General features: G+C 50.2%; 10 protein-coding genes and 1 rRNA gene. All 11 read right to left on the bottom strand.

The features are described 5' to 3' along the window. Positions 1-182, bottom strand: a 16S ribosomal RNA gene (locus FHT67_RS15660); the annotation flags it as partial. Between the two features lie 351 nt (positions 183-533). Then, on the bottom strand, positions 534-743 hold the full coding sequence (locus FHT67_RS15655) for a hypothetical protein (RefSeq protein ID WP_167199649.1): 210 nt from the start codon (positions 741-743) through the stop codon (positions 534-536). Position 744: 1 nt separating this feature from the next. After that, entirely contained in the window at positions 745-1,995 is a 1,251-nt protein-coding gene (locus FHT67_RS15650; protein WP_167199647.1) for a Ger(x)C family spore germination protein, read from the bottom strand. Next, entirely contained in the window at positions 1,976-3,097 is a 1,122-nt protein-coding gene (locus FHT67_RS15645; RefSeq protein WP_132310343.1) for a GerAB/ArcD/ProY family transporter, read from the bottom strand. The genes FHT67_RS15650 and FHT67_RS15645 overlap by 20 nt, the downstream gene beginning before the upstream one ends. Further along, complete coding sequence (locus FHT67_RS15640; protein WP_167199644.1) at positions 3,094-4,653, bottom strand: spore germination protein; 1,560 nt, start codon at positions 4,651-4,653, stop codon at positions 3,094-3,096. Before FHT67_RS15640 ends, FHT67_RS15645 begins: the two co-directional genes overlap by 4 nt. Before the next feature lie 119 nt (positions 4,654-4,772). Then, a complete protein-coding gene (locus FHT67_RS15635) occupies positions 4,773-6,383 on the bottom strand; it encodes a response regulator transcription factor (protein ID WP_167199641.1) in 1,611 nt (536 codons plus the stop codon). Then, positions 6,380-8,137: a sensor histidine kinase gene (locus FHT67_RS15630; RefSeq protein ID WP_167199638.1), complete on the bottom strand. Its 1,758-nt coding sequence runs from the start codon at positions 8,135-8,137 to the stop codon at positions 6,380-6,382. Before FHT67_RS15630 ends, FHT67_RS15635 begins: the two co-directional genes overlap by 4 nt. Positions 8,138-8,165: 28 nt before the next feature. Next, positions 8,166-9,719 carry an ABC transporter substrate-binding protein gene (locus FHT67_RS15625; protein WP_167199635.1) on the bottom strand — a complete coding sequence of 518 codons (1,554 nt, stop codon included), beginning with the start codon at positions 9,717-9,719 and terminating at the stop codon, positions 8,166-8,168. Between the two features lie 163 nt (positions 9,720-9,882). After that, positions 9,883-10,797 carry a polysaccharide deacetylase family protein gene (locus tag FHT67_RS15620; protein ID WP_167199632.1) on the bottom strand — a complete coding sequence of 305 codons (915 nt, stop codon included), beginning with the start codon at positions 10,795-10,797 and terminating at the stop codon, positions 9,883-9,885. 155 nt (positions 10,798-10,952) lie between these two features. Beyond that, entirely contained in the window at positions 10,953-12,212 is a 1,260-nt protein-coding gene (locus tag FHT67_RS15615; protein ID WP_132310333.1) for a sensor histidine kinase, read from the bottom strand. Between the two features lie 20 nt (positions 12,213-12,232). Then, positions 12,233-12,928 carry a response regulator transcription factor gene (locus tag FHT67_RS15610; RefSeq protein ID WP_132310332.1) on the bottom strand — a complete coding sequence of 232 codons (696 nt, stop codon included), beginning with the start codon at positions 12,926-12,928 and terminating at the stop codon, positions 12,233-12,235. Between the last annotated feature and the right edge of the window lie 160 nt (positions 12,929-13,088).

The raw sequence follows: 13,088 nt of genomic DNA, 5'->3' as shown, positions 1-13,088 counted from the left end.
CCGATTCGCGTATCCGGTATTAGCATTCGTTTCCGAATGTTATCCCAGTCTTATGGGCAGGTTACCCACGTGTTACTCACCCGTCCGCCGCTAACCTTACCCGAAGGTAAGATCCGCTCGACTTGCATGTATTAGGCACGCCGCCAGCGTTCGTCCTGAGCCAGGATCAAACTCTCCATGAATGGTGTTTGACTTGCTCATTACTTGTTTTATCGCTTTTCCGTTATTTCTAACGGGGCAGTTTCGCTCGTTGTTCAGTTTTCAAAGAACAATTTTTTCAACAACGCGGTATATCATATCACGTTATCGTTTCTTGTGTCAAGCTTTACTTTTCATCCATTTGCTCGATGATTTTCAGCTTTTCGTCCGAGCATCTTATCTCTCTCGGCCGGAATTAGAATATACCATAGACCGAAATACGATTGCAAGCTTTTTTTCAAAAAAACTTTAACCCTATTCCTCTCTCCGATATATTCAAAGCTACTAATAGTTTAGAGGAGAAAGAGAGTTTTCGCTAAGAAAACATCCCTTCCCTACTCTTCATACTGATCGTTCGAGGAGCTGGCAGGCAGCATTGTTTTATCAAGCTCGCCTTCGGGCATTTCCTGTTTCCATGGCGGGTCATGCCTGCGCATCCGCCTTGAGACCTCATAGAAGCACATCGGGATAATCACGCATAGAGCCGCGCTGAACAATATACTAGCTGAAGGCAACAGCCCGATTATTCTTTTTATCCAATCCATTCTAGTCCTCCGTTAAATTAATGTTCCCGCTTCTCCTTACGCTTACCTTCACATCCATTTGCACCGGACGGGTAGAAAAAAGCTTGCCATCCTCTTCCCACTGGCTTTCATGCTTCTTGAACCATCTGTAATGATTATGGAACAAGTACTCGCGGAGCCCCATTACATCGCAGTTAAATTCATGCTGCAATTTATTTGCTGTAGACTCCATCAATTTGACGATCTCTCCCTGAATGGCGGTTTCCATTGCGGATATGGCAGGCTCCTTCAAGGTATCCGGCGCGTGAAACACTTCGTCCACAGACCCTTCAACGCGAATATGAAAAGTGAACGAAGGCAGATTGTCCGGGCCAAATGTACACGCCAGCTGCCTGCTCACGCGTTCCACGCTGAATACACCGAGCCGGTCTTCAAAGGTGAATTTTAGTTGGCCGCCTTTGACGTGCCCCTCCATAAAGTTAAGCCCGGCTGTTTCCTTAGCATTCAGGAAACCAACCAATTGATTGGATTTTCCGTTAAAGACAGCGGCTTCGGTTACTGTAGAATAGTTTCGGCTGCTGTTCATAACCCCCTGGATGGCAAAGCTTTTGTGCTTGAGCAAAAATTCATGAACATCGCCGATACGCGATTCCGGCAAAATTCTGGAGCTTTCCTTCGTATTGTCCGACAGCTCTTCAAGATACTGCGCCGGCAGCTTCTGGTCCGGCGGATGCGTGTTCAAAATATTTAGTGCCTTATCCCGGGTGACCATCACCCTGGTAGACCGCCTCATCTGACTCTCGCGCAAAAAGAAGTCAATGGTCTCCGCGAATTTCTGGGGTTTGCGCGCGATGCTTTCCGAAACGACAATGACTTTCAAATGCTCAAAAAAAGGAGCGCGGCTTAACCGCTGCGAAAGCTTGGACATGGAGGTAGCCATCGCGTTTTCTTCTACGGCCATATTGAAGTAGGCTTTGCCGCCCCCCGCGCCTCCGTCTGATTTATTCGTGCTTAGGCCGGCAGGCATAACAATCTGGTAGACTACCTTGAATGTCTGCCGCTTGGAGGGGCCGCTCTGGTTATCCTGCGCCTGCTTATCGTCATCCTGAATGTTATTTCCTTGCTTCTCATCCTCTTTCTTGTCCGGCTCGTCGATCCCCACGCCAACGACAAAACCTCGCTGGTCAATCTCAACCCGGTCCCAACAGCCTGAGAGAAGCAAAGGAAAAGCCAATAGCAAAAGCCGCGTTCGCTTAAGCCCGGTTCCCGTCATTTGCCTTTCCCTCCTTCTTCCTTCCCCCGAACATAAGTAGAGAGATCGGCAATAAAATACCCGAGAGGATCGCCAAATAGCTGATGATATTCCCAAGGGTCGCGAATTCCGACATGTCCCCGGCAGCCATGCAAATCAAATAAGCAATAGGCGCAATAATAAGAAGCCGGTAGCGTTTGGACAGGTTTTTGAACAGAAAAGACAAGCATTCATTCGCCAAATCGAAGCCCATGGCCGCGGTGTTGTAGATCGTCATGATCCATATGACAAAAAACAACGATTCAAACCGTTCGAAAAAGTTGCCTGGAAACTGGATTTCCTTGGCTAGCTCAATGGTTGGGTAGACGATATTCATGGCTCCGATATTGGAGAAAATCCCTATCACGAGTTGATAAATAACCAGATACACAAATACCGTTAGCGCGATGCCCGACATAACCGCTTTAGGGGCTTTCTCGGGACGCTCCATAAACACGATATAGTAAAGAATAATTTCAAACCCGAGCAAGGAGTAGATAACCTCCTTCATCCCTTGCGCAATGCCTAATGGCGAAGTAACCAAGAAGGGCTTCAAATTCTCGAATTCAAACCATCTGTATCCGAAGCAGACGACAATCACAATCATGATAAGAACGGAGGGAAGGAACAGGACGTTTAGCCGAAGCAGGCCCGATCTGCTGCCGGATACGCCATAGACGACAACAAGAATAAACACCAGGGATATATACTCAACCGGTGTTCTGTCGAATAAATATTGCTTCGAGATATTCGCGATCGCCCTTGTCTCAAAGGAGCAGAAGCCCAAAAAATAACTGAATTGAAGAGCAGCGATAAGATAAGTGACCGGCCGGCCGACCAGGGAAACCGAATAATCGAGAAACGGCCTATTCCCTGCCCGAACCGCAACCTTCGAAACCAGCCAACCGGCAAAAAGCGCGACACTGCCCGCGAGCAGAATGCTTATCCAGCCGTCAAACGAGCTTGTGTAGGTTGCCACCGAGCGGGGAAGCGTCAGAACTCCTACGCCAACCAGCATGGATACGATGGTCATGCCCATCTCCAATGTAGACAGAGGTTTTTCGCCATAGCTGTTTATTCTCATGGTGTCCCCCTTCTTTTGCTGCTCTTGCTCAATCTTTTCGAATCCATCGTTTCTAATATCTCGGGTCTATGAGATAAGCGGATAACGGGCAGCCGGTAAATAAGATCGCGCCAGTCCGACAATCGAAGCGGTGCCAGAGGGGCTGTATACGGAATGCCGAAGCTTCTCAAATTCACGAGATGAATGCAAGTGACAATCAGGGCAAGCACAACGCCGTAAAGCCCGAATATACTCGCCGCAATCATAATAAGAAATCTCATGAGGCGGATGGTAATGGCAAAGCCGTAGGAAGGAATGGCAAAGGAAGCAATAGCCGTAACCGCCACGACAACAACCATCACCGGACTTACGATGCCGGCCGTGACGGCCGCTTCGCCTATGACTAGACCGCCAACTACGCCAATGGTTTGACCGATGGATTTGGGCAGTCTTACCCCGGCTTCACGCAGCAGCTCTAAAGTAGCTTCCATCAGAAACGTCTCGACGACAGCCGGAAAAGGAACCCCTTCCCTCGTTCCCGCCACGGAAAAAGCGAGCTTGGATGGCAGCATTCCGTGATGAAATTCCAATATCGCGATATACATGCCCGGGAGAAATAGCGCCACAAACACCGCAAAGACGCGTAAAATTCGAAGAAGGCTGGACAGGATCCAGTTCTGGTAATAATCCTCCGGCGATTGAATAAAGGAAGCTATCGTAATCGGCAGAATGAGTTGAAAAGGCGTGCCGTCGACCAATATCGATACTCTTCCCTGCAACAAAGCCCCCGCCACCTTGTCCGGACGTTCCGTATTCAAAATTTGGGGAAAAGGCGACCAGTAATGGTCCTGAATCCACTGCTCGATAAAGCCGGAGCCTTCCGGGTCATCGATGTCGATCGTGCCGATTCTGCGCTTCACTTCATCTACGAGCATCGGATTGACGATGCCGTCAATGTAGGCGATCGTGACATCCTTGCGAGATCTGCGCCCGATGCAAAACGAATCAAACCGGAGATGCGGATCACGGATCCGTCTTCTGATTAAAGACGTATTTGTCCGGAGGTCTTCCGTGAAGCCATCCCTTGGTCCGCGGATAAGCGACTCCGTCTGAGGTTCTTCTATCGCCCGGCTTTTCCAGCCCTTGCTTCCGATCAGTACCGTCTCTTCCATGTCTTCGATGAATAGGGCGGCATCCCCCGACAGGATAGTCAGCATGATGTCATCCCAATCCGAAGAACGCCTCATATCCTGCAGCGACAGCTGCTCGGTCGTCTGCGCCTCCAGCCCTCTGCTGTATTCATCGTCCATTTGCCCGGTATTCACGGTACGGTCCGTGCGGGTAAAATGAATCCCGCTGACTTGTATCAGCTGGCTGATGACCTGATTCTGAATAACCTGCTTGTCAGCCAGCCCTTCAATGCATACAACCGCCGCTTTCTCGCCTTCGGCCATCCGAAAGGTTCGGATCAATAAATCATTGGGTGATCCAAGAGATTGCCTGATAAAAGTTAAATTATCGTTGACGGCGGCGAAAGGTTTCGATGGCTGCTCTAATGGTTGTCCGTTATGCTCCATATTGATCCTCCGCCGTTTCGTTTAACTTCATGATGCCCGCGAAAGGAAATTTTATGAAAGAAAAACAAAAAACCACCCGAAAAGGTGGTTATCAAAAAGGGAGACTCCGGCCGTTTTTTTTACTGCACCTTGCGGTATGGCTTGCGGTATTCCTGCGGCGTCACGCCGTGAACCTTCCGAAACAGCCTGGCGAAATACGAGAAGTTCCCGTAGCTGAGCCCGTCGGCAATTTCGCTGATGCTGCGGTCCGTCGTAGCCAGCAGCTCCGCAGCCCTTTCCATTCTTTCCTTCAATATATAATCGGTCAGCACCATGCCGGTTTCCTTCCGGAACAGGCGGGACAGATACGCCGGATTTACGAAAGCAATGGAAGCCAGCTGCTCGCGGGACAGCTCTTCGTGCAGATGCTCGCCAATGTACGTTTTTACCTTTTGTACAATGGGACTAACCGCCATCGTTCTCGCAAACAGACTGCCCGCCGCTTCGGCTATGCAGCTTACCCATTGCTTGAACTGTCCGACGGAACGGGTTGCGGTCTCTACGCCGGAGCAGGCATGATTCTCGTAAAGCTGCTGGGCTTGAAGGCCTTTGCGGTGCATCGCATAATAGATGACCTGCAAGAGCGCATGGTAGGAAGAGGTCAGCGTCTCAGCCGTTGCTTGATCAGGGTTAATAGAATTGGTCCATTCCTCGAGTCTAGCGGAAAGCTGCTCAATGTTGCCCTGCTCCAGCAAATCCGCCCAATCCAGCATAGTCTCGGTAAAGCTAACGGCCGGTTTCGTCATGCTGCCCGGCGGGTCCTCGCTCCAGATGACGCCGCCCGCCATGCTCACGTTGCGGTATTCCTTGTTCAGCAGCGCCAAATAGCTTTGCAGCACTTCCGTTACGACCGTTAATTGGCCAATATAACAGGAGAGCCGGCAATAGAAATACTGCCTGCAGGCATCGACATAACTCTGGCACAAGTCTTCGATCTCTTCTCTTGCCGCCTCCACTTCGCCCAGATGCAGCACCGCAAGAATGTTACCCCGGTGATCCTGAATCACATTGCCGGGAAGCTTGTCGAGCAGCAGCTCTTCGGCCGATTTGCGCAGCGCGAATTCCATAATAAGCTCATCCCGCTCGTTAAGCGGCCGTTCCCAGCTCTCCACGCTGATGAGGATGAGGCGCACCCGTTCAACCTTGCTCATCCGCATATCGTAAGCGGAGAGCGAATGGCGAATGGCATCGGGATGGCTTGAAACCCTGCGCTCGAGCAGATCCTGCCAGAACCGCTCGACAAGCATCGGCTTGCGGCTGTTCCACAGCTCCACGATCCTGTTGTACTGATCGTCGGTCTCGCTGATTCTCCGCTTCTCCTTCACCCGGGAGATGGCGGTAAGCAGCGTCTCCTCCAGCTCGGTATAAACAACGGGCTTCAGCAAATATTCAAAGCTGCCCAGATGAATCGCCCGCTTGGCATACTCGAATTCGGAATGGCAGGTCAAGACGATCGTCTCCGGCTGCATGCCGCGCGCTTTTACCCATTCCATCAGTTCAAGACCGCTGATCTCCGGCATTTCGATATCGCAAATGACAATATCGATCGGCTGTTCAAGCAGCAGCTGCTGGGCCATCGGGGCATGGTACGCTTCATAGACCTCGTCCACCCCGATCAACTCCCAGCGTACGCCGGAACGGAGTCCTTTTACCGCATAGATCTCATCATCCACAATAAGCACGCGTATCATAGTCCCGGCTCCCTTTCGCCCGTTTTGTATCTCGGCACCCGGAGCGTTACGACCGCGCCTTGCGGATCCGCGCTGCCAAATGCCATTCTGACTGTTCCCTTATAGTAAAGCCTGCACCGCCGGACAACGTTCCACAATCCTAAGCTGCCGTCGCCGGGCTCCAGCGAATGAACTTTTATTCTTAAATGCTCCATTTGCTCCTCCGTCAGACCCTTCCCGTTATCCTGCACCTTGACGACCAGCTCGGCGTCCTCTCCTTCGTCCTCTGCCGACACCTTTACGCTGATATGAAACGGCGAGCCCGTACGGATCGAAAAGCCGTGCACCATCGCGTTCTCCACCATCGGCTGAATCGTCAGCGGCGGGATACTCACCTTCTCGAGCGCCGGATCAACCTCGAAATCAAAGGCGAGCGTCTCCGGGAACCGATATTTCTGAATCGATAAATAATGGAAAATATGCTCGATTTCTTCTTTCACGCTTACCGTCGAGACCTGGGTACGGGTCGTAAACCGGAAATACCTCACGAGATGAAGGGACATGTTCTGGATGACTTCATAGTCCTTGATCTGGGCAAGCTGATAGACGATATTGAGAGAATTCATGAAGAAATGAGGGTGGATCTGGGCTTGCAGATGCTTGAGCTCCGCCTTCTGCGTCCGCAGCTGCTCCTCGTAAATATCAATCTTCAAATGCTCAATCTGCTGGGCCATGCCGTTAAACGTCTCTTTGAGCGTTATAAACTCCTGCAGCTTGTAATCCTCCATCCGGACGCTCAGGTCGCCGGAACGGATTTTTCGCATCCCTTTAATGAAATGATGGATCGGCTTCACGATCGAATTTTGCAGGAATAAGAGATAGAGTCCCAGCATGATCGCCGCCAGCATCGGAATGAGATACGTCATTTTACGGAAAATCGGAAGCCCTTCGAGCAGCTTGCGCTCCGGCAGCAGGAAGATCAAGTTCATATCGGCCATCCGGGAGCTCTTGGCGACAAGCAAATACGGATTGCCCAGCTTGACGATATTGTAAGCCGCATTCCCGTTATCCATATAAGCCGCCAAGTCAAAGGCGTTAATCTCCTGCCGGATGGATTCGCTTACCGTCGATAGAGGTTTCCCTTCCCCCGAGACCAGAAGCGCTTCGGCCTTGCCCCCTTGGCCCAGCTGGCGGATCGGCTCCATCAACCGATTAAGATCAATCCATGCTCCGATAAAAGAATCGTAATTCGTATCCACAACGCGGACAAGCGCGTATTGCCCCTTCAGCTCGGCAACCTTCCAGCCCGCCCGAAGCGCCGGATCGTTACCCGCGAGCAGCTCCTTCAGCTTGGACTGGATTTCCTGCTTGCGGGCATAGGTGACGGATTGCTGCTGGGCGACAAGAAGCTCCTTGTAGTTCCCGCCGTAAGCAAACAACACATCCGCCGCGTCGTAATAGTTGATGTTCAAATCCAGATCGTTTGCCGTCTGCGTCGTGGACAAATAATACTCCCAGCTGTCCTTGTCGTATTGGCTGAGCGAAATCAGGCTTTGATCCTGCTCCGCCGCTTTATAAAGATAGTTCTCGATCTCGCCAAGAACCTGATCCATATCGTTCATGTACATCGTGAGCATATTCCGGTTCGACTGCGCCACCTGGGAATGGACCACCTTCGTCGCGTAAAGATTGTTCCATAACAGCAAAATGACGAGAGGGATAATAACGAGACCAAAGCCAAGTATCAGTCTGGAACGCATCGTTGCTTGTCTCATGACTTTCCTCCTCCTCATTGGGGAATGGCTAGCGGTTCGCAAGCCATCGATCAAGCTGGCGCTGCTTCTCCTCAACAACCTTATCCGCTCCCGCCGCCTTCAGCTTGCTTACGTACATCGGAATGATTTTCTCCGGGTCCTGCGCCCCGGTGTTAAAGGCCGGCATAAATTCCTTCTCGACCAGAAGCGAAGCGGCAATCTCCGCCTTCACCCGCTCCGGATTAAAAACAAAGCCCAACGCCTTCGACTTATCGGCCTGCTCGTTAAAGCTGCGGTATTCTTCCCATAGCCCCGGGTTCTCGTTATCCCATAGATACGAGTTCAGCTGGTTGCCAAACATCCAGGGCTGATTCAGATTATAGCCGACCGTCTTGGCGTCAATGCCAGGCGGGTACTCAATGACGTTATCGGATTTTTTGACATAATGAATCCCTTCTACGCCCCAATCCAGCAGGTTCAGCAAATAAGGATCGGTGTAGAGCAAATTGAGCAGCATCATCGATTTCTCCGGATGCTTCGCATTGCGGGTAATCGCAAACATCGCGCTGGTTGTATCCGCCGTGGTGGTATAAGGCTTGGTGAGCTCCACGCTCACCATCGGATATCCGGTATCCCGGGAGGCTTGAATCTCGAAGCCGGGCTTCAGCGACTCCGCGTAAGCAAAGGCGTTGCCGGCTTTTACCGCATCATACTCGTTGTCCTTCGAAGTGGTCGCGTCGGCGTTTAGATAACCTTTGCGGTTCCATTCGAAAAGCAGCTTCGCGTACGCCATAAACTCGGGAGTCTCCGCCATATTCAGCACCTTCGTCGACTGCCCTTCGCGGCGCAGGACGCCTGGACCCTCTCCCAGCATGTCAAAAATGCCGTACTGCATCATAAACGTAAGCGGACTGCGGTCTGCCCTTGCCTGCAGCGGAGCCAGCTCCGGCACATTCTGCTTGAGCTTCTCGAAAATCGGCCCAAAATCGGCCAATGTCTTGACCCGGGACAGATCGATATCGTACTTGCCGACCAGATCCTGACGCAGCACCAGTCCTTTGCTGGAGGCAAACTCTTTGTTGGTCACAATCCCGTAAAGCCTGCCGTTCACTTTGCTGGCTTCCAGAATGGAAGGATCAAGAAGCTTTCGGATGCCCGATCCGTATTTGTCCAGCAATTCGTCAAGCGGCAGATAACGGCCCTTCGCAATCTCGTCTCCGAAGCGCATCCAGCCCGCGGTGAAAATAATGTCCATCTGCTCGCCCGATGCGAACATCAACCCCGTCTTATCCCACCAGGAGCCCATGTCGATCGTGCGGATATCCAGCGTTGCGTTTATTTTCTTCATGAGGTAATCATTGATTTTATCCTCAACAAGGTTAAGATCCCTCGGTACATTGCCTGCGGGGAAAACCATAACCAGCCGGTCCGTATCGCTGTCTTCTGCCGGTTTGGCTTCCGGGCCTTCTTGGGTCCGGGCTGTATTCGTATCGACCGTCCCCCGCGTTTGCCCGTACATCGTCGAAAAGGCGATTAGAATAGCAACGACGAGCAGCGATCCGATCACGATTGGAAGCGCTTTCTTGTTAGCTCTATTGAACATGTCACTCGTCTCCTTGGCACAAGGTCAGATACCTCATCATACAACGGCCTGATTCTTTCCGACTACTCTAATTGTAACTTTTAATAACAAGATTGTGACTGTGCTCCCACCGCATTAAAAACAGCGGCGAAGGTATGGTTCATCCTGCGCCGCTGTTCTGTTCTTACTTTTTCTGCTCGTATTTATCCAGCTCTTTAATAAAGTCCGCCGGCTTCTTATTGGAGTAGCCCATGTTAATCCGAAATCCGTTTGTTTCCGATGGACCATTCAGACCCGGTTTTACCGTAAAGGTCAAATCAATGCCTTGTTCTTTGACGACCTTAAGCAGCTCATCATTGTACCAGCCGTAAGGAAGCGCAAGAACGCCGTACGTATTGCCCAATTCCTCTTTCAACCGGGTTTCGGCGAGCTTTAGATCCTCCGCAACGCGTTTTTCATATTCGGCTTCCGTCTCCTGGCGTTTTTGACCCTTCAAATAGAGTCTTCCAACCGTTTCGGGCTTTTCTCCCCCGTTTGCATTAACAACTCCCATCTTATGCAGATCGTAGGTATGATTCATAAAGGCAATGCCGTTCTGCTTCATCTCGCGCATTTGGTCCCAAGTCATCTTCGGGATTTCTCCGCCGACGGGGTGGTCTATTCTTGATACAATGACGAAGCTGACTGCAGGATAGCCATACTTCTTTAAGATCGGATAGGCGAGTTTATAAAAGGATCCATAACCGTCGTCGAAGGTGATCAGAACGGCTTTGTCGGGAACAGGTTTTCCGTTGAGAATAAAATCCCGATATTGATCCATTCCAATGACACGGTAGTTCTTTTCTTTGAGCAGGCGCATCTGCTCTTCAAATTGCTTGGTCGAAATAATACTGTCCGCTGTAGGTTTGTCCATAATATGATGATACATAAGGACAGCAACGCGTTGACCGTTTTTACTTATCGTTTCGGATACGGCTGCGTTATTCGATACAGTTCCGTTACTCTTGTTGGAGAGTCCCGACGCGTATACGGTTGTAGCAATAAGCACAATGACAAACACACTCACAAAAGATAATAACATCAATCTACGGCTTTTCATGATTAATCATGCCTCCCTGCTTGTTGAGAGCAGTATAATAGGCAGATCTTAATAAACAAGCCATGAACTCCTTATGAACTTCTTAAGTTCTACTAAAGATTGACGAGGATTTTTGCAGAAAAACATAAAAAAACAAGCTGTCAGAGGCTGAATGCTTACGACAGCTTGTCAGGTCCCGTTCCCTCTCGCTTAAGGGGGCCAGAGCACGGTAAGCGGGTCTCGAAGGAGGTAAACCTCTTACTGCTCTGAACGGTAATTTTTCCTCCGTGAAGCTCGATGATGCTCTTCGTGATAGCCAGTCCAAGCCCCGTTCCGCCCGTCTCCTTGGACCGAGAACGTTCTACCCGGTAAAAGCGGTCAAAGATATAGGGCAGATCCCTCTCGGGAATCGGTTCTCCATAATTGGTAATCCGCACAATAACATCTTCCTCTTCGCACACCAGTTCAATATCTACGTAACGTCCTTCCCGGCCGTATTGTATGGCATTGGATATCAGGTTCTCATAAGCCCTTACCAACAAGCCTCCGTCTGCCATAATCTTGCGGCTTTCGTCTTGGAAATCAACTCTGCTCTCCATCCCCGCTGCTTCAAGCGCAGGAACAAACTCCTCGTTAAGCTGCCCGATCAACCCGATGATATCAAGCTGACGGAGATCAAGCGGCATCCCGTTATTGATCCGGGTGTATTCAAACAAATCATCAATAAGACGCCGCAGGCTTAACGATTTTTCATAGGCGATATTCACGTAATACCTGAGCTCCGTTTCGTCTTTGTATCGATCCTTTTCTATAACTTCGAGAAAACCTAATATCGAGGTAAGCGGAGTCCTCAGGTCGTGAGAAACACCTGTGATGAGATCGTTTTTCGTTTTCTCCGCATTACGCTCCTCCTGAATCGAACGATGGAGCCGCTCGCTCATCCGGTTGATGCTGGACACCATTTTCCCTATCTTGCTGCCGTCCATCTCCGGAATGCGATAGTCAAATTGACCCTCCGCGATGGCCTCCAGTCCGCGTATCATTTCCTCCAGGTTATGGTCCAGCTGGCTGCTTACTTGATTCACGCTATCCGCAACCCGGGCTAATTCGTCTCTTCCCCCTACCTTTACCTGTTCGCCCAAGCGTCCTTCCAGGATGTCCTGCAGCCCCGCATCCACATTGCGCAAATCTCTCACGAGTCCGCTGCTGGCCACAAAGAAGAAATAAGGAAAACAGAGGACGGCGGTAACGAGCATAACGACCTGGGAGCCGTAAGTATTAACTAACCAATCAATCGGCGGCTGGAACAGCTTCACCTTCAGAAGCGGACCCGTCAAATAATAACCGACAAAAAGCGCAAGCGCCGTCATGCCGAGACTCATAAGCATGATCAGCATTAAACGCCACCGGATCGTAAAGATCCATTTCGCTTTCATGACAAACTCCCCTCTCTGCATCAGACGGCCTCAATTTTATAGCCGATCCCCCAAACCGTTTTTATAATGCGGGGGTTGCGCGGGTCGCATTCGATTTTTTCGCGGAGCTTGCGGATATGAACCATCACGCTGTTCTTGGATTCCATAAAAGGCTCGTTCCATACCTCTTCATAAATCTGCTCCATGCTGAGCACATTGCCGCGATTAACCGCCAAAAACCGCAGAAGCGCAAACTCCCTTGGAGTCAGCTTAATCTCCTTCTGGTCGACCATAACCGTATGGGAGGCGATATTAATAATCACGTTGTCAATTTGAATTTCGCTTGCGTTTGATGGACCGGTCTTGAATTGCTTCATTCGGCGAAGCTGCGATTTGATTCGCGCGATAAGCTCAAGCGGACTAAACGGCTTGGTTACATAATCGTCCGCGCCTACGCTGAGACCCGATATTTTATCGATATCCTGACTCTTTGCAGAGAGCATAATAATGGGAATATGATTATTTTCCCGTATTTTCATGCAGGCCTCGATTCCATCCATTTTGGGCATCATCAGATCTAGGATGATCAGATCGACATGCTGCTTTTCCAAAATCTCGAGAGCCTCAAGTCCGTTTGACGCCTGCAGATACCTGTATCCTTCGTTATGGAGATAAATGCTCATCAGCTTAATGATCTCTGCTTCATCATCTACCATTAATATTGTATTCACGGTCATAATGCCTCCTGGAGCGCTTTGATATGTTATCAAGTATACGAATGATTCCTTAACAAATCCTTAGCAACTTCTCAATTTCCTATGAAAAATCTTACGTCTTGAAGCAGCAATGATTAACAAGTTGTGCTTTTATCATTATTCTATCAAAACCAGCAAGCTG

The organism is Paenibacillus sp. BK720, assembly GCF_011761545.1.
Lineage (GTDB): Bacteria > Bacillota > Bacilli > Paenibacillales > Paenibacillaceae > Pristimantibacillus.
The sequence above is the reverse complement of the archived record's forward strand: the minus strand, read 5'-3'. Positions and strand labels throughout refer to the sequence as shown.